The organism is Paraburkholderia caffeinilytica, from assembly GCF_051027425.1.
Classification (GTDB): Bacteria; Pseudomonadota; Gammaproteobacteria; order Burkholderiales; family Burkholderiaceae; genus Paraburkholderia; species Paraburkholderia caffeinilytica_A.
Genome location: NZ_CP186553.1, coordinates 2,485,395 through 2,503,999 on the forward strand (window position 1 = coordinate 2,485,395; position 18,605 = coordinate 2,503,999).

Annotated in this window: 19 protein-coding genes; 12 read left to right on the forward strand and 7 right to left on the reverse strand. The window is 62.1% G+C overall.

Translation table 11 applies throughout. The features are described from left to right. Positions 1–102 precede the first annotated feature (102 nt). From sapR to ACOSV0_RS31490, 9 genes are all read left to right on the forward strand, one after another. On the forward strand, positions 103–1,014 hold the full coding sequence (gene sapR, locus ACOSV0_RS31450) for a sap1 transcriptional regulator SapR (protein WP_434111266.1): 912 nt from the start codon (positions 103–105) through the stop codon (positions 1,012–1,014). Between the two features lie 127 nt (positions 1,015–1,141). Further along, complete coding sequence (locus ACOSV0_RS31455) at positions 1,142–1,444, forward strand: hypothetical protein (RefSeq protein ID WP_434111268.1); 303 nt, start codon at positions 1,142–1,144, stop codon at positions 1,442–1,444. A 229-nt stretch (positions 1,445–1,673) separates the two neighbouring features. Further along, a complete protein-coding gene (locus ACOSV0_RS31460) occupies positions 1,674–2,285 on the forward strand; it encodes a GNAT family N-acetyltransferase (RefSeq protein WP_434111270.1) in 612 nt (203 codons plus the stop codon). A gap of 29 nt (positions 2,286–2,314) precedes the next feature. Further along, positions 2,315–3,181: a MerR family transcriptional regulator gene (locus ACOSV0_RS31465; RefSeq protein WP_434111272.1), complete on the forward strand. Its 867-nt coding sequence runs from the start codon at positions 2,315–2,317 to the stop codon at positions 3,179–3,181. 99 nt (positions 3,182–3,280) lie between these two features. After that, a complete protein-coding gene (locus tag ACOSV0_RS31470; RefSeq protein WP_434111275.1) occupies positions 3,281–4,282 on the forward strand; it encodes a sulfonate ABC transporter substrate-binding protein in 1,002 nt (333 codons plus the stop codon). 214 nt (positions 4,283–4,496) lie between these two features. Next, the gene (locus ACOSV0_RS31475) at positions 4,497–6,101 is read left to right on the forward strand and encodes a flavin-containing monooxygenase (protein ID WP_434111277.1); all 1,605 of its coding nucleotides are present in this window, start codon (positions 4,497–4,499) and stop codon (positions 6,099–6,101) included. 120 nt (positions 6,102–6,221) lie between these two features. Further along, entirely contained in the window at positions 6,222–7,130 is a 909-nt protein-coding gene (locus ACOSV0_RS31480) for an SDR family NAD(P)-dependent oxidoreductase (RefSeq protein ID WP_434111279.1), read from the forward strand. Between the two features lie 73 nt (positions 7,131–7,203). Beyond that, on the forward strand, positions 7,204–8,085 hold the full coding sequence (locus ACOSV0_RS31485; RefSeq protein ID WP_434111281.1) for a metal-dependent hydrolase: 882 nt from the start codon (positions 7,204–7,206) through the stop codon (positions 8,083–8,085). Further along, a complete protein-coding gene (locus ACOSV0_RS31490; RefSeq protein ID WP_434111283.1) occupies positions 8,082–9,053 on the forward strand; it encodes an alpha/beta fold hydrolase in 972 nt (323 codons plus the stop codon). The genes ACOSV0_RS31485 and ACOSV0_RS31490 overlap by 4 nt, the downstream gene beginning before the upstream one ends. Here ACOSV0_RS31490 and ACOSV0_RS31495 read toward each other — a convergent pair. Continuing rightward, positions 9,028–9,582, reverse strand: a complete 555-nt coding sequence (locus tag ACOSV0_RS31495; RefSeq protein WP_434111285.1) for a putative glycolipid-binding domain-containing protein — start codon at positions 9,580–9,582, stop codon at positions 9,028–9,030. The genes ACOSV0_RS31490 and ACOSV0_RS31495 overlap by 26 nt on opposite strands. A gap of 278 nt (positions 9,583–9,860) precedes the next feature. On the opposite strand from ACOSV0_RS31495, the gene ACOSV0_RS31500 reads away from it, so the two are divergent. The 3 genes from ACOSV0_RS31500 to ACOSV0_RS31510 are packed head-to-tail and all read left to right on the forward strand — an operon-like array spanning position 9,861 to position 11,762. Beyond that, positions 9,861–10,874, forward strand: coding sequence for an urea transporter (locus tag ACOSV0_RS31500; RefSeq protein WP_434111286.1), 1,014 nt, complete (start codon positions 9,861–9,863; stop codon positions 10,872–10,874). Then, a complete protein-coding gene (locus ACOSV0_RS31505; protein WP_434111288.1) occupies positions 10,763–11,539 on the forward strand; it encodes a class II aldolase/adducin family protein in 777 nt (258 codons plus the stop codon). Before ACOSV0_RS31500 ends, ACOSV0_RS31505 begins: the two co-directional genes overlap by 112 nt. 37 nt (positions 11,540–11,576) lie before the next feature. Continuing rightward, positions 11,577–11,762, forward strand: coding sequence for a 4-oxalocrotonate tautomerase (locus tag ACOSV0_RS31510; RefSeq protein WP_434111290.1), 186 nt, complete (start codon positions 11,577–11,579; stop codon positions 11,760–11,762). A 150-nt stretch (positions 11,763–11,912) separates the two neighbouring features. Here ACOSV0_RS31510 and ACOSV0_RS31515 read toward each other — a convergent pair whose 3' ends face one another. From ACOSV0_RS31515 to ACOSV0_RS31540, 6 genes are all read right to left on the reverse strand, one after another. Next, positions 11,913–13,112 carry a porin gene (locus ACOSV0_RS31515; RefSeq protein ID WP_434111292.1) on the reverse strand — a complete coding sequence of 400 codons (1,200 nt, stop codon included), beginning with the start codon at positions 13,110–13,112 and terminating at the stop codon, positions 11,913–11,915. A 73-nt stretch (positions 13,113–13,185) separates the two neighbouring features. Next, on the reverse strand, positions 13,186–14,538 hold the full coding sequence (locus tag ACOSV0_RS31520; RefSeq protein WP_434111294.1) for a TRAP transporter large permease: 1,353 nt from the start codon (positions 14,536–14,538) through the stop codon (positions 13,186–13,188). A 7-nt stretch (positions 14,539–14,545) separates the two neighbouring features. After that, entirely contained in the window at positions 14,546–15,025 is a 480-nt protein-coding gene (locus tag ACOSV0_RS31525; RefSeq protein ID WP_434111296.1) for a TRAP transporter small permease, read from the reverse strand. 139 nt (positions 15,026–15,164) lie between these two features. After that, complete coding sequence (locus ACOSV0_RS31530; RefSeq protein WP_434111298.1) at positions 15,165–16,157, reverse strand: TRAP transporter substrate-binding protein; 993 nt, start codon at positions 16,155–16,157, stop codon at positions 15,165–15,167. 643 nt (positions 16,158–16,800) lie between these two features. Beyond that, positions 16,801–17,730 (reverse strand): SMP-30/gluconolactonase/LRE family protein, encoded by a 930-nt coding sequence (locus ACOSV0_RS31535; RefSeq protein ID WP_434111300.1) that lies wholly within the window; start codon positions 17,728–17,730, stop codon positions 16,801–16,803. Continuing rightward, on the reverse strand, positions 17,727–18,569 hold the full coding sequence (locus tag ACOSV0_RS31540) for an NAD-dependent epimerase/dehydratase family protein (RefSeq protein ID WP_434111302.1): 843 nt from the start codon (positions 18,567–18,569) through the stop codon (positions 17,727–17,729). The genes ACOSV0_RS31535 and ACOSV0_RS31540 overlap by 4 nt, the downstream gene beginning before the upstream one ends. Between the last annotated feature and the right edge of the window lie 36 nt (positions 18,570–18,605).

Sequence of the window (18,605 nt, forward strand, 5' to 3'; positions counted from 1 at the left end):
ACGGGCGCTCCCCGATTTTTAGGACCGCGCGGAGTCGGCCCGCGGTCGAATATGTCATCATCTTGATGATCGACCCACCACTCGCTCCGCGCCGCAACCACGATGCCGACCGCTTTTGCACAAACCGTCGAAGCCCGCTTTGCCGAACTCACGCCTACCTCCAAGCGTGTCGCCAGTTACATGCTGGCGAACCTCGACCGGCTCGGCCTCGAAAACGCCGATCAGATCGCCCAACAAGCCGGCACGAGCGGCATCTCGGTGGGCCGGTTCCTGCGCAGCATCGGCTACCAGAACCTCGACGACCTGAAGCGCGAGCTGCGCGGCGCGCAGGAACGCCCATGGCTGATCACCGACCGGCTCGACGCGTTTCGCCGCGCCTCCGGCCAGCACGGGAACGATGAAGCCGCATCCGCCGCAAGCGGGCCTAACGCGTCCAGTCCCGCCCCCAACCCGGCTCTCGCCCACTCGCTCGAACTCGAAATCGGCGCGATCCAGCATGTCTACCAGCTTGCTCAATCGCCGGTGTTCGCGCGCGTGGCCGAACGCATTTCGAATGCGGACGCCGTCTATATTCTCGGCATTCAGTCCACGCGCGGCATCAGCAACGCGTTTTACAGCTACCTTGAATATATCCGCCCGCACGTGTTCTATTCCGACGGCATGTCGGGCTCATACGTCGATTCGCTGAACTCCGGATTCAAGTCGCCGTATCTGATCATCACCGACACGCGCGCCTACTCAAAGGTTGCGCGCCGCTATTGTGAAGCCGCCACGCGCCGCGGCCTGCCCTTCGCGCTCGTCACCGATATTTACTGCCCGTGGGCGCGCGAATTCGACGGCGATCTCTTGCAGGTGAAAACCGATGTCGGTCAGTTCTGGGATTCGCTCGCGCCGCTCACGTGCCTGTTCAACCTGCTGATTTCGGCGATTGTCGAACGGCTCGGCCCGGACATCGACGAACGCGTTGCACGCAATCGCGAACTGCAAAGCGAGTTCGATCAGTTTGATCTTTGAAGCCGCTTTCGCTACAGCGCGTCATGATGCGGTCGATGCCGCCGCTTCGCCGCCGAGATAGGCGCCGCGGGACCAACAAGCCGCATTGCGGTATTCTCACCGGCTCGTTAAGAAGGAGAATGGATTCATGAAGTTTTCGATTTACCTCGCCGTTGCCGCTCTAACGCTGTCCGCGCTGTCCACCGGCGCTTACGCACAAACCTCGCAAACCTTCCGTTTCGGCGAAGGCCAAAGCTCACTGCCGTCCGGCAATGCCCACCCGGCTCCCGCACCGGGCGCACAGGCCCAACCGCAGCAAGCACCGCAGGGTCAGCCGCAAGCCCGGCCCGCCGGGCACGCGCCGGCCAAGGCCAAACCGAAGCACAAGAGCAAGCATCACCGGCATTACCGCGGACACGTGAAGCAGCCGGATACGTACTCGCATAACTGATCGCCGGAACGCGTGCCACGCGCACGCGTCGTTGCGACGACAATCCGTAGCGCCCGGCCCAGCCCCGCATAGCCGGGTGCCCCACGCCAGATCTGGTGTGCGCCTGTCACCTGTGAACGCGCAAATAGTGCCTATAAAACGTGGCGATTTTTGACTCGCTTCAAATTCGCGCGGGCGGCGGGCATAGTAAAACGTATTCTCAGACTCACCGGCCACGACAGGAACACGTATGAGCACCACCCGCCCCGCGCCCTCCACGCCCCATTCAGCGGATTCCGCCGCCACTGCGCCGCGCACCGCGCCCGTCATTCGCGACGCCGCTGAAACGGATCTGCCCGCGATTCAGGCGATCTACGCGCACCACGTGCTGACCGGGGTCGCTTCGTTCGAAGAAATCCCGCCTTCCGTCGACGACCTGCGCACGCGTCTCGCGTCGGTGCGCAGCCATGGGCTGCCGTACATGGTGGCGGAGATCGACGGCGAAGTTGCCGGCTACTGTTACGCGACGCCCTACCGGCCGCGCGCCGCCTATCGCAACACGATCGAAGATTCGATCTACATCGGCGATGCGTATCGCGGGCGAGGCCTGGGGCGCGTGCTATTGCAGGCGCTGATCGAACGCTGCGAAACCGGACCGTGGCGCCAGATGGTCGCCGTCATCGCGGACGGCGGCAGCGGCGGTTCGCTGTCGCTGCATACGCAACTGGGTTTCGAATTGACCGGCACGTTGAAGGCCGTCGGCTTCAAGCATGGCCGATGGCTCGACACCACGCTGATGCAGCGGACCCTGGGCGCAGGCGATTCATCCGTACCGGACGACGTGGCGCAAGGACACGACTGAAGCACGGCGCGGCGCGTTAAAATCCCTCCATGCCCAATACGCCGCCCCCCTTCTCGCCCGTGTCCGACGACTCGAACGCCCCGGCCAGCACTGTGCCGCGCAATGAATACACCGTCGACGAACTCGCGCGGGTCACCGACACCACCGTGCGCAACGTGCGTGCGTATCAGGACCGCGGCCTGCTCGAGCCGCCGGAAAAGCGCGGCCGCGTCGGCGTATATGACGACACGCACGTGTCGCGCCTCAAGCTGATCAACCACCTGCTAGCACGCGGCTACACGCTCGCGAACATCCAGGACCTGATCAAGGCCGTCGACGAAGGCCACGATCTGCGTTCGATCCTCGGCCTTGAAACCGCAATCGGCGGCCGTTGGTCGCGCGAACGGCCGAAAAAATACTCGCTGATCGAACTGCTGCAACTGTTCGGCGACAAAGCGTCGCCGAGCGCGCTCGGCAAAGCCGTCGATCTCGGTTTGCTGGAGCGCTCCGGTCTTTCGTTCGTATCGGGCAACCCCACGGCATTGACCGCCGGCGCCGCGCTGGCGAAAGAAGGCATTCCACTCACCGATCTGCTCGATGCCGTGGGTACCGCAAGGCCGCACTTCAATGCGGTCGCCAAGGCGCTGGTCGATCTGGTGGTCCGTCAACTGGACCGCTACGACCCCGACGCCCTGCCACCGCCTGCCGACGTACCTGCTCTCGTCGAAGCGATCTGGCGGGTGCGGCCGCTGGCCATGGTGCTGGTCGAGAGCGAAATGAACCGCGCGCTTGAAGAAGCCTCCGGCGATTATCTCGGCGACCGCGTCGCGGCGATCATGGAAAAGAAACTGGGTCATCCGCCCGAAGGCGCAGTGGCGGAGCGTGCCGCGGCAAAGAAAGACAAACCTAAAAAATAGCGCTGTACGCGTCATATTCAAATCTGCATTGCTTCGTTTGCCCGGCGGGACGTCCGTGCGACGATCGTCGATCAATCGAACGCAATGGAGATTCGCCGGATGTCCCGTCACACCCGTTTTTCGCTTTCAATCGCCGCCGTATTGCTGGCGGCGTTCGCGACCTTTGGCGCAGGCGCCCAAAGCACTGGCACCGGCACCGCCCAGCAGCCGGCCAAGGTACTGCGCATCGGCTATCAGAAATCAGGCTTGCTCGCGATCCTCAAAGCGCAAGGCTCGCTCGACGACAAGCTCAAACCGCTCGGCTATAGCATCAAATGGTTCGAGTTTCCGGCCGGCCCGCAACTGCTCGAAGCGCTGAACGCGAACAGCGTCGACTTCGGCTACACCGGCGCGCCGCCGCCGGTATTCGCGCAGGCCGGCGGCGTGAACTTCGTGTACGTTGGCGCGGAACCGTCCGGGCGGCATAGCGAGGCCATTCTGGTCCGAGGCGATTCGGCGCTGCGTAGCGTGGCGGAATTGAAGGGCAAACGTGTCGCGCTGCAGAAGGGTTCGAGCTCGAACTATCTGCTGCTTGAAGCGCTGAAAAAAGCCGGCGTGCGTTACGAAGACATTCAGCCGGTGTATCTGGCGCCCGCCGATGCGCGCGCCGCCTTCGAAAGCGGCACCGTCGACGCCTGGGTGATCTGGGACCCGTACTACGCCTCCGCGCAGCAGGCGCTGAAGGCTCGCACGCTGGTCGATTATTCGGACCTCAACGCGCCCAATAATTTCTACGAAGCCACGCGCGACTTCGCCCAGCAGCATCCCGACGTGATCGGCGCGATTCTCGGCCAGTTGCGCACCACCGGCCTGTGGGTCAACGACCATCCGGTGGAAACCGCCGCGCTGATCGCGCCGAAGGTCGGTCTGGATCAGAAGCTGGTCGAAACCTGGGTGCGCCGCTATCCGTACGGCACCACCGCCGTGACCGACGAAATCGTGCGCTCGCAGCAGGTGGTCGCCGATGCGTTTTACGGCGCCCATCTGATTCCGCAAAAAGTGACCGTGAAGGACAACGTCTGGCAAAACCGTGAGGTAACAGCGGCGCTGGCGGCGAAATGAAACGGCAATGAGCCGCCAGAGGATCAAAAACAGCGGACCTGCGGGTCCGCTTTTTTACGTCCGATGCCAGCAGGCATTTTTCATATAATGAAAAATCATGAGGCCATTCTTAGAGCCGGAGGTCTAACAGCCCACTTGCGTCATCTGTTGACAGCCTCTATTGTTACATCAACCACTGTAACAGTAAAAAGCGAACAACAAGGAGACGGATCGGATGAACGCACGCTTGATGCCCCTCGACGACGCGGCGCGCAACGCATCCGCGCCCATCGAAACCGACATCGCCATCATCGGCTCCGGCTTTGCGGGCCTCGGCATGGCGATCCGCCTGCGGCAAGCCGGCATGACCGACTTCATCGTTGCCGAAAAGGCCGATTCGGTGGGCGGCACTTGGCGCGACAACCACTACCCCGGTTGTGCCTGCGACGTCCAATCGCACGTCTATTCGTTCTCCTTCGCCCCGAATCCGCGCTGGACTCGCATGTTCGCGCGTCAGCCGGAAATTCGCGCCTATCTGGAAGAGTGCACGCAGCGCTTCGGCGTTCAGCGTCATCTGCGCTTCGGCCATGAACTCGCAAGCGCGATCTACGACGAAACCCGCCACCGCTGGCAACTGACGTTCGCAAACGGCCAGCAATGGTCGGCGCGCGTGCTGATCTCGGGGATGGGCGGGCTGTCGCGCGCTGCCCTGCCGAACATTCCCGGCATCGAGAAATTCAAGGGTAAGGCGTTCCATTCGCAGCACTGGGACCACACGTATCCGCTCGAAGGCAAACGCGTCGCGGTGATCGGCACCGGTGCGAGCGCGATTCAGTTCGTGCCGCAAATTGCGCCGCGCGTCTCGCATCTGAACCTGTTCCAGCGTACCCCGCCGTGGATCATGCCGAAGGCCGACCGCGCGGTGAAGCCGGTCGAACAGTGGCTGTTCAAGCATCTGCCGTTCACGCAGAAGATCATGCGTTCGGCGCTCTACTGCATGCTCGAATCACGCGCTCTCGGCTTCGCGGTTCATCCTTCGCTCATGAAAACCGCGCAGAAAGTCGCGGAGCGGCATCTGCGCCGCCAGGTGCCCGATCCGCAACTGCGCGCCACGCTCACGCCGAACTACACGATGGGCTGCAAACGCATCCTGATCTCGAACGACTACTTCCCCGCACTGTCACGCGAGAACGTCTCGGTGACGACCGCCGGCATCGCCCGCGTGGAAGAAGACGCGGTAATCACGACCGACGGCGCGCGCCATCCGGCCGACTGCCTGATCTTCGGCACCGGCTTCCAGGTGGCCGATCCGTTTCCGGCCGGTGTGGTGCGCGGGCGTGGCGGCCTCGATATCGTCGATACGTGGCGCGATGGCGCGCACGCGTATCTCGGTACGACATTGCCTGGCTATCCGAACTTCTTCATGATCGTCGGCCCGAATACCGGCCTCGGTCACAACTCGATGGTGTTCATGATCGAATCGCAGGTCGAATACGTCCTGCGCGCCTTGAAGACGATGAAGGCCGAACGCGCTGACGCGATCGAAGTGCGCCCGCAGGTAGAGCGGGCCTACAACGAACAGATCCAGCAGAAACTCGGCCGTGCGATCTGGTCGACGGGCGGCTGCAAGAGCTGGTATCTCGACCCGAAGACCGGCAAGAACACCACGCTGTGGCCAGGATTCGCCTACAAATTCCGTCAGGCAACCAGCACCTTCAGCATGGGCGATTACCTCGCGTATTCGCCCGCCGCGCAGCCGTTGAGCGGCCATGCGGGCTCGCAGCCGCAGCCGGTGCGTGCGCACGGCACCGCGGCCACGACGTCCGCGGAAGCAACCTGAAAAAGCATCACCCAAAAAAGCATAACGACAGGAAGGCGCCGTTCAGAGAGGACAGCAACCATTTGCATGGGACCAAAGTAAGGCGCTAAAGCGCCAACTCCGGTCGACAGGAGATAAGTCATGAAAAACTTTACCGACAGAGTGGCCGCGATCACCGGCGCAGGCTCAGGCATGGGCCGGTCGCTCGCGATCCGGCTGGCGCGCGAAGGCTGCCACCTCGCGCTCGCCGACCGCAATGCCACGAGCCTCGCCGAAACCGCGCAACTCGCACAGGCGGCCGCGCCGCATGTCGTCGGCTCGCCGCTGCGCATCACCACGCGTGTGCTCGATGTGTCGGACCGCGCCGCGATGTTCGACTGGGCCGCCGAAACGGCCGCGCAGCATCAGCGTGTGAACCTCGTGTTCAACAACGCGGGCGTCGCGCTGTCGAGCACCATCGAAGGCATGGAATACGCCGATCTGGAGTGGATTGTCGGCATCAATTTCTGGGGCGTGGTGCACGGCACGAAGGCGTTTCTGCCGTATATCAAGGCCTCCGGTGCGGGGCATATCATCAATACGTCGAGCGTGTTCGGTCTGTTCTCGCAGCCCGGCATGAGCGGCTACAACGCAACCAAATTCGCCGTGCGCGGCTTTACCGAAGCGTTGCGCCAGGAACTCGATCTGATGAAGTGCGGCGTGTCGGCGACTTGCGTGCATCCTGGCGGCATTCGCACGAGCATTGCGCAGTCGAGCCGGATCTCGTCGAACATGGTCGGCTTCATGCTGGAAACCGAGCAGCAAGGCAAGGACGACTTCGAGAAGTTTTTCATCACCACCGCCGACGAAGCCGCACGCGTGATTCTCGACGGTGTGCGCAAGAACAAACGGCGCGTGTTGATCGGCCGCGATGCGCGCGCCGCCGACTGGCTGGCGCGTACCTTGCCGGCAGCCTATCAGGCGCTGGTCGTGATGCAGACGCGCCGCATGAAGCGCATTGCGGAAAAGCGCGCGCGCCGCGCCGCGCAAATGGACGGCCGGCGTGCGTGATGCGCGAACCGGCCGCTAACGCAATGCTTAACACCCAATCAGCAGCATATAAAGGATCACAGGGAGAAAGGCCATGATGCCGGTTCGCCGCGACCTCCGTTTCAACTTACCGCACGAACGCGCCTCCGATTGGCACGTGCAGGGCTCGCATGTGACACACTTCTTCAACGCGCTTTCGCTGCTGTTCCCAGCCGGCGAGCGTTTCTTCATGGACAGCGTGCGCAACTACCGCGACCAGATCGACGACCCCGTGTTGAAGAAGCAGGTGCTCGGCTTCATCGGTCAGGAAGCGATGCATACGCGCGAGCACATCGAATACAACGATCTGCTGCAGGAAGCCGGTTTGCCCGCGCACAAACTCGACAAGCGGCTGTGGATCATGCTGAATTTCGGCCGCAAGATCCTGCCGCTTTCGTACCAGCTCGCGGTTACGGTCTGCCTCGAGCATTACACGGCGATGCTGGCGGGTTTGCTGCTGGAAGACGCATCGCGTATTGAAGGTTCGGTGGAAGGCTATGCGCAGATGTGGACCTGGCATGCGCTTGAAGAAACCGAACACAAGTCGGTTTCGTACGACGTGTGGAATGCCGTGGTCAAACCCGGCCCCGGACGCTACCTGCTGCGCACCGGCACGATGCTCGCCACCACGCTCACCTTCTGGCTGATCGTGTTCGACTACCATCTGCGTTTAATCTTTGCCGACCGCAAGCGCGGCGGGCATATCCGCGGCATGTGGCGCGTCGTGAAGTATCTCTACGGCCCGCGTCATGGCGTGTTTCCGCGTATTGCCGGCGAATGGCTGAGCTTTTTCCGGCCCGGCTTCCATCCGTGGGATCACGACAATCGCGCGCAACTCTCGCGCATCGACGGCCTCGTCGCCGCGGTCGACGCCACCAACGCGGCCACGCCGAACGCACGCAAAGCCGCACGACGCGGCGTGCGGGCGGCCGCATGATACGCGACACGTTGCCGGTCGAGGCCGGCGACGTGCGGCTCGCGGTCTACGTGAGCGGACCGCGTGACGCGCCACCGATCGTGCTGGTGCACGGTTATCCGGATTCGGCGGCCGTATGGGAACCGGTGCGCGCACAGCTCGACGCGCGCTATCGCGTGATCAGCTACGACGTGCGTGGCGCGGGCGCATCCGGCGCACCGGCATCGCGCGCGGCTTACCGGCTCGAACGGTTAGCCGCCGATCTCGCGGCCGTCGCCGATGCAACGTGCGGCGCGCGGCCGTTTCACCTCGTCGGCCACGACTGGGGTTCGATTCAAAGCTGGGAAGCGGTCACCGATCCAGCCTTCAAAGGACGTATTGCGTCGTACACGTCGATCTCCGGGCCGTGCCTCGATCACGCGTCGTTCGGCTTACGTGGCGGTGCCGGCGCCGATCCTGCGGAACAGGCCAACACACATCGCGCAGTTAAGCGTCCATTCGGCAGCGGTCTGCGGCAGACGCTCAAATCCTGGTACATCGTCTTCTTTCACCTGCCCTTGCTGCCGGGGCTGGTGTGGCGAGCAGGCGGCGCACGCATGTGGCCGTTATGGCTGCGTCTGACCGAACGGGTGCGCCCTGAGCGCGACCCTGCGCAGACGCGCAACGCGATCAACGGCCTGAATCTCTACCGCGCCAATTTCATCGACAAGTTGCTGCATCCGCGCGCACGCCATGCGCATGCGCCGGTGCAGTTCATCGTGCCGCTGCGCGATCGCTACGTCGGGCCAGAGCTTTCCATCGGACTCGAAGGCTGGCTCGGCGCCTATGAGCGCACCGAGATCGATGCCGGCCATTGGGTCGTATTGCGCGAACCCGAACGTATCGCGGCAGGCATCGAGCGCTTTGTCGAGCAGCACCGGGCGCAGCAGCCGGCCGGCAGCGGCGCCCCCGGCACCTCGACGATCAACGCCCGCGCGGCAGGCGTGTGAACAACGTCGGATAGTCGATCACGAGGCCGTCTTCATCCACCGTCAGGTTCGCGGTGAAATTGCGGAAGATGCCCTCGTAGCGATACACGCGATTCAACTCGATGCACGAATACGCCTGCTCGGCGCGCGTGACCTGCAAATCCGGCGTCGAAATATAGGCCACGGAAATCGGCTGGCGCTCGCCTTCAGCCAGTTGCAAACGGCGGATTGGCAGCGTGTTCGTATAGGGCGTGGCGGCGATATCGATATCGATGCAGCCTTCGATCGCGCTCAATGCGAGGCCGTGGCCATCGCGCCAATGGCCTGCGCCATCGCCGTGCAATTCCAGCTCACCGCCGCCGACGATCTTCAGCCACGCATACGTGGTGCGCCATTGCGCATCGCAGCGCACCTTGTAGTGCAGACCATAGGCTTTGCCGTAGCGCTGCCCGACCACGGCGCTTTCCACCGTAACGCCGTCCGCGCGCGCGTCGAACACCAGATGTTCGATGCCGTCGTCCTCTTCCGATGCCCACCGTAATTCACGCATCAGCCTGTCTCCTTGTGAAACGGCACGGCACGCGCGCCGGGTGTCTATCGTAGCGTGAAAAATTCCGGTTAGTTGACACGTTGCTTTCGGGCTTTCGGGCTTTCCGGTTCATGGCTCCGTGGTACGCGTGTGTCGCAAATAGCCACTATCAACGCCCGGCAATGCCTGACGCTGGACAAGTGGCCTATGCTCGCGGTTCACACTCAACCTGACCCGACGCGTGCGCCTGGCTTACACGCGGCAGAGTCGCGCCGCATCGAATTCGCCGCCGCTAAACCATGCACGCCGCCGCAACCGAAGCACAATCCGCCGCCTTGCGCACCTTGTTGCGCAGCCTCGGTCAGATCGTGCTGCAACCCAACGCTTTCACCGGCGCGTGCCTGCTCGCAGCATGGCTGATCTGCGATCCGCGCCTCGCATGCGCGGCGCTGATGGGCGCAATCGCGGCCAACGTAAGCGCGGTGCTGGCCGGCTATCGCGAGGACGACACGCGCGCCGGCCTGCATGGTTTTAACGGCGCGCTGGCCGGTCTCGCCGCCTTCAGCTTCATCGCCGACAATGCGACGGCCGCCGCCGTGGCGATTCTGGCCGCGACAGGCACTGCGTGGCTGCAGGAACCCTGGTCGCGTTGGCTGCGTGCGCGGAAGCTCGGCTGTTTCTCGAGCCCCTGTCTGATCGTCACGTGGCTGTGGCTGCCGCTGGTAACGCGCGTCGCCCAGCAGGCAACCCTCACTGCCGGGCACACACTCGACGCGGCGCAATTGAGCAGCGGCTTAATCGCAGGGTTCGCGCAAACCGGTTTTGCATCCGGCGCGTTGCCGGGTTTGCTCGTCTTGATTGGAATCGCCGCGGCGTCACGGCGGCATGCACTGTGGGCGTTGGCCGGCGCGAGCCTCGCGAGCACCCTGCACCTGCTGCAGGGTGCGAGTACAAGCTCGTTCGACGCGGGCCTGTTAGGATTCAACGGCGTGCTGACCGCAATCGCGCTGGCCGATTGCAGCATCGCGGTGACGCTCGGTGGTGTTGTACTTTCAGTCGGGTTGCAAATGGCGGCCGCTTACTACGCGTTGCCGGCCATGACCGCGCCGTTCGTACTCGCGACGTGGAGCATGCAGTGGCTCACTTCTCCTCCCGAGTCAGGCCGCCCTCGCCGCCCATCCGACAATTTCAGGAGACAAACATGTCGTTCACCCACACGCCCACCGGCCGTGTCGCCGAGGCAGGGCCGATGTCCGACGCCGAACAGCAGACCCGCGTCGACCTGGCCGCCGCCTATCGACTCGCGGCACTGAATGCCTGGGACGACCTGGTCTACACGCATATCTCCGCCAGCGTGCCCGGCGAACCCGGCCACTTCCTGATCAATCCGTTCGGCCTCGCGTTCGACGAAGTGTGCGCGTCGAATCTGGTGAAGATCGATATTGCAGGCAATATCGTCGGTGCGAGCGAGCACCCGGTCAACGCGACCGGTTTCGCGCTGCACGCCGCCGTGCACGCGGCACGCCCCGATGCCTTCTGCGTGATGCACTTGCACAATACGGCGGGCGTGGCGGTTTCCGCTCAACCGGCCGGCCTGCTGCCGGCGTCGCAACATGCGCTGCGCTTTTACGGCCATCTCGCGTATCACGATTACGAAGGCCTCGCCTTTACGCCGACCGAGGGCGAACGCCTCGTCGCGCATCTCGGCGGCAAACCGGCCATGCTGTTGCGCAACCATGGCACGCTGACGGTTGGCCGCACCGTCGCCGAGGCCTATGTACTCATGGCCACGCTGATCAAGGCCTGCGAAATCCAGTTGCAGGCGCAAGCCTGTGGCAGCGAGCTCGTGGTGCCGAGCAATGCAGTCGCTGAACGCACGGCCGACCAGTTGTACGACGGCGGTGCAATCGAAGGCGCAATGGAGTGGCCCGCGTTGCTGCGCAAGCTCGACCGGCTCGATCACACGTACCGCGATTAAATTTACTTCTCAACATCACTCATCACGGAGTCACGCAATGCCCACGTTTCATGTCGAACTCTTCGAAGGCCGCTCGCTGGAACAGAAACGTCAGTTCGTCGAAGCCATCACCAAAGCGACCTGTGAGTCGCTTGGCGTCGAACCGAACTCGGTGGAAATTATCCTCACCGACGTCAAACGCGAAAACTGGGCAACGGGTGGGCGTTTGTGGTCTGAAGCGTAGGCTTGAGCGCCAACGCATGCGATGCCCGAAGGCTGTGCATCGCTCAAAAAAACTGCGCGCATTGCGCGCGCAGCCGGTACTTCCGGGCGACGCGTATCTGATACGCGTCGCCGTGGCGGCATCGAAAAACACCGCCACTTCACTACACAATCAGAACTTGTGGATGATGCCCACGCCCGCGGCAAACTGGCTGCGTGACGAAGACGGCGCGCTGTTCTGGCCGTCGCCGATATCGGCCGTTGCGTTGATGATGCTCGTACCGTTCGTTCCGATCGTCTGGCCGCCCGCACGCTGATAGGCTTCCAGCGCATACAGACCCGTACGCTTGGACAGGCTGTAGTACTGCGAGAGGTTGAACTGCTGGTAGCGCGCCGCGCTCGAAATGCCGTTCGATTCCGTTGCGCGCGTGTAGCTATAGCCCGCCGCCAGATCCAGCACCGTCAGCGGCTTGAAGTGCAGCACTGCGCCAGCCGTGTTGAAGGTTGCCTGGCTGCGGAACTTCGAGTTCACGCCCGGGATGTATTGCACGTTCGAGTACGAGAACGAGACGTCCCATTGCGAGCTGAACGCATAGCCGCCCGTCACCGCAACGCGCTGTTGCGCCTGCGCCGTCTGGTAGCCGTTGTTGATACCCGACACAGCCGTCTGCGCGCCGGCATTCGAGGTCGTGGAATCCGCGCCCCACGCACCGCCGCCCGGCGTCGAGTTATTGATGCGCTGATAGCCTGCCGCGATTCCGAACGGACCGTTCAGGTACTGAACCGCCGCGCTGTACGTCGAACCGGCATTGGTGCTGCCTGCCACGCCGCCCACCGAATATGAACCACTCACCGTCAGGCCGTACATGCTCGGCGACGTGTACACCAGCGAGTTATTCGCGCGGTACAGCGTATCCAGCGAGTCGATATCGCCCGGGTGCGCGCCGTATGCGCCCGTCAGCCACGTAGTCGGGCTATAGGGCGACAGCAGCGTGTAGTACGACGTGTACTGGCGGCCCGCGGTGAAGGTACCGTAGGTGGCATTGGCCACGCCGACATACGCCTGGCGGTTGAACGCCAGACCCGAGACGGACTGCGCTCCGGTTGCGCTGTTAAAGCCCTCTTCCAGCTGGAAGATCGCCTTCGTGCCGCCACCCAGATCCTCGCTGCCCTTCAGGCCGAAGCGGCTGCCCGCCCAGATGCCGTTGACCATCTTGATCACCGAGCGGCCGCCCGTCGTCGAACCAAGCGACGTCTGGCTGCTTTGATAACCGATCCCCGTATCGACGATCCCGTACAGCGTCACGCTGCTTTGAGCGTGTGCGCCGAGGGCGACCAACCCAAGGGCCGAGGTTGCTATTACCTTTTTCATTTCTGCTCCTCTGTAAAAAACTTATTTGTCGTATCTGGCAGTGCCACACCGGCGCCGGCTCTTTATCAGGCGTTCAAAACACCGGGTGACCATTGATCAGGCTAGGCAACCACGTCGAAAACATTGGTACGTACGTCACAATGTTGATCGCGCTGAAGATAGCCAGGTAATAAGGCCACGCCACCTTGGTGGTTTCACCTATCGACACATTGCCGATCGCGCAGCCGATGAACTGCACCGAACCAATCGGCGGATGCACGAGACCCAACGCGCAATTCAGCAGAATCATGATGCCGAATTGCACCGGGCCAACGCCCGCGTGCATCGCCATTGGCAGGAACAAGGGCGTGGTGATCAGGATGTGCGCGGCCATGTCGACGAACGTGCCGAGGAAGATCTGGATGATGTTGATGTAGAGCAGCATCAACCAGGGCAGGCTCGTTGCGCCGTCGAGCATGTGTTCGATTGCGTCGGGAATCTCCAGATAGGCCATCTGGTAGCGCAGCATGTTCGACACGCCGATCAGCAACAGCACCACGCCGGTGGTTTTGGCCGCCTTGCCGAGTGCATGAGCGAGCTTCTTCATCGTCATCGTGCGATACACGACGATGGTCAAGACCAGTGAATAAGCCACCGCAATCGCCGCCGCTTCTGTCGCGGTGGCAATCCCTCTCGCCACGCAGAACAGAATGATCGCGATCACCATCAAGCCCGGCAACGCGCCAAGGAACGTGCGGGCCACCGCGAACCAGCCGGGAAAGCGCTGCAACTCAGTCGAGCCGTCAGGACGGCGCGGATAGCCGAATTTCACCGCCTGCCAGTACGCGGCGATGAGCACGAAACCCATCACCCACAGAACCGGCAACAGACCCGAAAACAACAGATCGCCGATCGACACGCCGCTCATCTGGTGACCGTTCAACGTCCCGGTAATGCCTTGGGCCGCGAACGCATAGATGATCATGTTCGTCGACGTGGGCATCAATGCGCCCGCCAGCGACGAATGGGTCGTCACGTTGACTGCATAGGCCGCGCTGTAGCCTTCGCGCTTCATCAGCGGGATGACGACGCCGCCCATAGCGGATGTATCCGCCGTCGGCGAACCGGACACGCCGCCGAACAGCGTGCACGCGACCACGTTAGCCATACCGAGCCCACCGCGGAAATGACCCACCGTGGCTTGCGCGAAACGCAGGATGCGGTCGGCGATACCACCGTGCAGCATCAACTCGCCGGAGAAAATGAAGAACGGCACCGCGAGAAACGAAAACGCGTTCATTCCCGAAATCATCGACTGCATGGCGGTGGCCGCCGGCAAGCCTTCATACAGATACGTCAGGACGCACGAGAGTCCCAGCGCAAACGAAACAGGAACCCCGAATACGAGGAAAACGAGGAAACTAACTGAGAGGATGGCAAGTTCCATGATTCTTCTATTTTTGTTTCTGTGCGAAAAGCCCCAGCAGGTTCTCGAACGAGAACAAAGCGATGCAGGCGCTGGCAATCACCGGAATCAGATAACGAAGCGCTTCCGGCAGGCCCAGAATCGGGATCTTGTCTTCCATCGTGGTCTCCGCCATCTGCCAGCAGCCGAAGAAAATCGCGACAGCCAACACGATCAGGCAGATATGCTGGAACGCATGGGCGATCACCTGACCCTTCGGCGGCAATTTCTTGACCAGCGAGTCAAGCCCGATATGGCCGCCTTCGCGAACCTTGAGCGCGGCGCCGAACATGGCGATCACAATCACCAGCAGGAGGGCAATGGGCTCGACGAAATCCGGTGCATCGCTGAAGACATAGCGCATCACGACGCTATAAATCACCAACAGGCACAGCGTGGCAAGACTCACCGACGCCACGACCACCAGCACGCGGAAGAGAAAATCATTTGGGCGCTTCATGAATCTCATTGACCCCATCCTTGCCTACAGCGGACTTATATTTAATCTTCAGGAATCCTGCTAACCGGCATCGGTTCAGGAGACCGCGCGGCGAGAAAAACCTCCAGCGCTTGCTGCAAGGTTTTTCTCCACCGCGACACTGCCGAACTTATTTGACTGCCTGGATTTCGTCGACGAGCTGCTTCATTTGCGGCGTCTTCTCATACTTCGCCCAGACCGGCTGCATCGCTTTCACGAAGGCCGGGCGGTCGATCTGCGACGCGGTGACGATCGTCGCGCCGCCCTTCGTGACCGTCTTTGCCGCGTCGGCTTCACGCGCCGTCCACAGCTTCTCGTAGTAAGGCACCGAGTCAGCCGCCGCCTTTTTGATGATGTCCTGCTCTTGCGGCGTCAGCGTGTCCCAAACCTTCTTGGAGAACACCAGGACTTCCGGCGTCATGGAATGCTGGGTTTCGGAGTAAACCTGCGCGACTTCAAAGTGCTTGGTCTCTTCGTACGACGGCAGGTTGTTTTCCGCGCCATCCACGAGACCCGTCTTCAGGCCCGTATAGACTTCGGCGAACGGCATCGGCGTCGGCGTACCGCCCATCGCCTTGATTTCGTCGACCATCAGATCCGAAGGCTGCACACGCACCTTGAGCCCCTTCATGTCGGCGGGCGAATGGATCGCCTTCTTCGCGTACATCGAGCGCGCGCCGCTCTCATAGAACGTCAGCGCGATCATGCCCTTCGCCTTGAAGGCGTCGAGAATCTTCTGGCCTTCCGGGCCGTACATCACTTTGCGGAAATGGTCGATGTCGCGGAACAGGAACGGCAGCGACGGAATCATCGATTCCGGCACGATCTCGTTGAACGCAGCACCGTTAGCGCGCGCCATGTCCAGCGCGCCGATGCGCACCTGATCGATCGTGTCGTTTTCGGAACCCAGCGCGCTGTTGCCAAAGACCTTCACGGAATCCTTGCCACCGGTTGCCTTGCTGATTTCTTCCCCCATGTACTTCACGGCCATATTGGTCGGATAAGTATCGCCATGCACATCCGACACACGGAACACGCGCGCGTGGGCCGACACGGTGCTGAACGCCAGCACGGAGGCCGCGACAATCATCGAAACACGGGAAGAGGCAAACTTGTTTTTCATCGTGACATTCCTTGAAATTAGATCATCCAGATGCGGAAGGCCGCTTGCGGAGGACCGCTTTCACGGGGCCGCCTTCGGTGAGCCGCTTACGGATGCGACATGGTTTTGATGCGTCTCCCGGCTCTACGCACGCCGCCCCTACCGGGTAGCGTGCGTTTTGCCGTGCTGGTCTGTTTGACGTCCCCGGCACAGATGCTCAGCACTCCTGTCAGACAACTCGACTTCCTTACTTCAACTGCATCGGCATGAATCCCGCGCGAAACGAATCACACGCGCAGAGAACGCCAGCCTCTTTGTCCAGCGGCCCAAAAGCTATCTCGAAAGCAATTTGTTTGGGCTCATATGTTGTACGACGACATATGAAGTCTATAAAACACGGTATGAGTTGTACAGCCGGTATTTACCCGCAGGACAGCGGATTAGACGTAAAAGCTTCTGAGCCGAAAATCGGCATCAAAGCCAATACAGAAAGGAGTCCGAGCAAAATCCTCACTTCGTTGATTTATATTTTTCGTAGAGAGGAAGATGACCCGAGAGTGGCATTTTTGCCACTATGTTGTACGACAAGTGATGAATAAAAGGTGACAACTGTTCGGCGCCGGCGTGCTAATTCCCCGGCGCCCACCTCATTCACGTTGCTTTTTCAGAGTTTGCCCGCGTATTCGGGCTCGGGCAGCCCGGTCACGCCGGGGCGAACGGCAAAGAGATGGCCGTCGTGTTCGCTCGCGCCCGTGGCGGGACGAATCGACGTCACGAACAGCGTATCCAGATTGCTGCCGCCGAACGCGCACATTGCCGGCTTCACAGCCGGCACGGCGATCTGGCGGTCGAGCTTGCCTTGCGGCGTGAAGCGCAGCAACCGGCCTGCGTCGTTTGCACAGATCCAGTAGCAGCCGTCGGCGTCCACGGCGGCGCCGTCCGGCCGGCCGGCATAGTGATGCAGATCGGCGAATACGCGCCGGTTGCGCGGCTCGCCCGCTTCGACGTCGTAATCGAATGCCCAGATTTGCCGGCGCAGAGGGTGCGAGTCCGACAGATACATCGTGGTCCCATCGGGCGACCACGCGAGGCCGTTCTGCGTGATCAACGCGTCGACGACCGGCGCCGACAACACGCCGCGCTCGTCGAAGCGATAGAGCGCGCCCGCGGGATTGGCAGCCGCCATGTCCTGCACCATCGTGCCGGACCAGAAACGCCCTTGCCGATCGCAACGGCCGTCGTTGAAGCGCATGTCGTCGAATGCAAAGACCGGCGCGGCGAGCTTTCTGCCCGTCACCTTCACCGTTTCGCCGCGGGATGCGCCTTCAGTCAGCGTGACCGCGAAGAGTCCCGTCTCGCAGCCCGCCAGCACCGTGCCGTATTGATCGAAAGCGATGCACGCTACCCTCTCGGGCAATTGCCACTCGGCACGCGCTCCTGAATCGAGCCTTAGCCGCACGATCTTTTGAGCCGGAATATCCACCCAGTAGAGCGCCTGCTCCGCGACACGCCACACCGGACTCTCGCCAACCGACGCAGGCGCCTGCCCTGCCGCCTCGACACGCTCCACCCGCGGGTTCGCCACGGCGCTCACCGCTTCGGCTCCATTGGGCCGGCCAGCACGAACGGGCCGCCCTGGAAATGCTGCGTCGGATCGTCCAGTTCGGCGGTCGGCGCCGTGACCGGAAAGAGATGTTCGAACTCGATGGAGCTGTCTTGCGGGCGAAACCCGAGAAACGCCGCCCCTGTGTTATCGACCCACTTGGTCCGGTTATCCGACACGCCATACACGATCGCGTGCCCGACCCGATTGGTGAACAGCGAGCAGCGCACCAGCTCGATGAAGTCGCGGAAGCTCAGATAGGTGACGAGCATGCGCGGATTCTTCGGTTGCTCGAACGACGAACCGATCCGCAGGCACACCGTCTCGAGACCGAAGCGGTCGAAGTAATAGCGCGACAGCGATTCGCCGAAGCATTTCGTCACGCCATACAGGCTATCGGGACGCAGCGGCGCGTCGATATCGAGCACCGATGTCGTCGGATGAAAACCCACGGCATGATTCGAGCTCGCGTACACGATGCGCCTCACGCCCTGCTTCTGCGCAGCCGAATAGAGGTTGTACAGGCCGCGGATATTCGCTTCGAGCAGATCTTCGAACGGCGCCTCGACGGAAATACCGCCCAGATGAACGACCGCATCCACGCCTTCGAGCAGCGCGTGAACAGCGGCTTCATCCGCGAGATCCACGATCGACGCTTCTTCGTGCGCCGCCACTTCGCCCAGCGGGGCGATATCGGTAACGCGCACCACATCGGCCCATGCGGCCAACGCACCGCGCAACTGCCGGCCGAGGTTGCCGGCCGCGCCGGTGAGCAGAAGACGGCGAAATGGTTTCCGCGCCGCCGGGCGGTTAAGGTTCGAGTCAGTCATGTCTCAGTCTTTTTCGTCATTGCGTCGTGATTGCGT

Coding starts and splice junctions, on each gene's coding strand:
- sapR (WP_434111266.1), top strand. CDS start 103: ATGCCGACCGCTTTTGCACAAACCGTCGAAGCCCGCTTTGCCGAACTC.
- ACOSV0_RS31455 (WP_434111268.1), top strand. CDS start 1,142: ATGAAGTTTTCGATTTACCTCGCCGTTGCCGCTCTAACGCTGTCCGCG.
- ACOSV0_RS31460 (WP_434111270.1), top strand. CDS start 1,674: ATGAGCACCACCCGCCCCGCGCCCTCCACGCCCCATTCAGCGGATTCC.
- ACOSV0_RS31465 (WP_434111272.1), top strand. CDS start 2,315: ATGCCCAATACGCCGCCCCCCTTCTCGCCCGTGTCCGACGACTCGAAC.
- ACOSV0_RS31470 (WP_434111275.1), top strand. CDS start 3,281: ATGTCCCGTCACACCCGTTTTTCGCTTTCAATCGCCGCCGTATTGCTG.
- ACOSV0_RS31475 (WP_434111277.1), top strand. CDS start 4,497: ATGAACGCACGCTTGATGCCCCTCGACGACGCGGCGCGCAACGCATCC.
- ACOSV0_RS31480 (WP_434111279.1), top strand. CDS start 6,222: ATGAAAAACTTTACCGACAGAGTGGCCGCGATCACCGGCGCAGGCTCA.
- ACOSV0_RS31485 (WP_434111281.1), top strand. CDS start 7,204: ATGATGCCGGTTCGCCGCGACCTCCGTTTCAACTTACCGCACGAACGC.
- ACOSV0_RS31490 (WP_434111283.1), top strand. CDS start 8,082: ATGATACGCGACACGTTGCCGGTCGAGGCCGGCGACGTGCGGCTCGCG.
- ACOSV0_RS31495 (WP_434111285.1), bottom strand. CDS start 9,582: ATGCGTGAATTACGGTGGGCATCGGAAGAGGACGACGGCATCGAACAT.
- ACOSV0_RS31500 (WP_434111286.1), top strand. CDS start 9,861: ATGCACGCCGCCGCAACCGAAGCACAATCCGCCGCCTTGCGCACCTTG.
- ACOSV0_RS31505 (WP_434111288.1), top strand. CDS start 10,763: ATGTCGTTCACCCACACGCCCACCGGCCGTGTCGCCGAGGCAGGGCCG.
- ACOSV0_RS31510 (WP_434111290.1), top strand. CDS start 11,577: ATGCCCACGTTTCATGTCGAACTCTTCGAAGGCCGCTCGCTGGAACAG.
- ACOSV0_RS31515 (WP_434111292.1), bottom strand. CDS start 13,112: ATGAAAAAGGTAATAGCAACCTCGGCCCTTGGGTTGGTCGCCCTCGGC.
- ACOSV0_RS31520 (WP_434111294.1), bottom strand. CDS start 14,538: ATGGAACTTGCCATCCTCTCAGTTAGTTTCCTCGTTTTCCTCGTATTC.
- ACOSV0_RS31525 (WP_434111296.1), bottom strand. CDS start 15,025: ATGAGATTCATGAAGCGCCCAAATGATTTTCTCTTCCGCGTGCTGGTG.
- ACOSV0_RS31530 (WP_434111298.1), bottom strand. CDS start 16,157: ATGAAAAACAAGTTTGCCTCTTCCCGTGTTTCGATGATTGTCGCGGCC.
- ACOSV0_RS31540 (WP_434111302.1), bottom strand. CDS start 18,569: ATGACTGACTCGAACCTTAACCGCCCGGCGGCGCGGAAACCATTTCGC.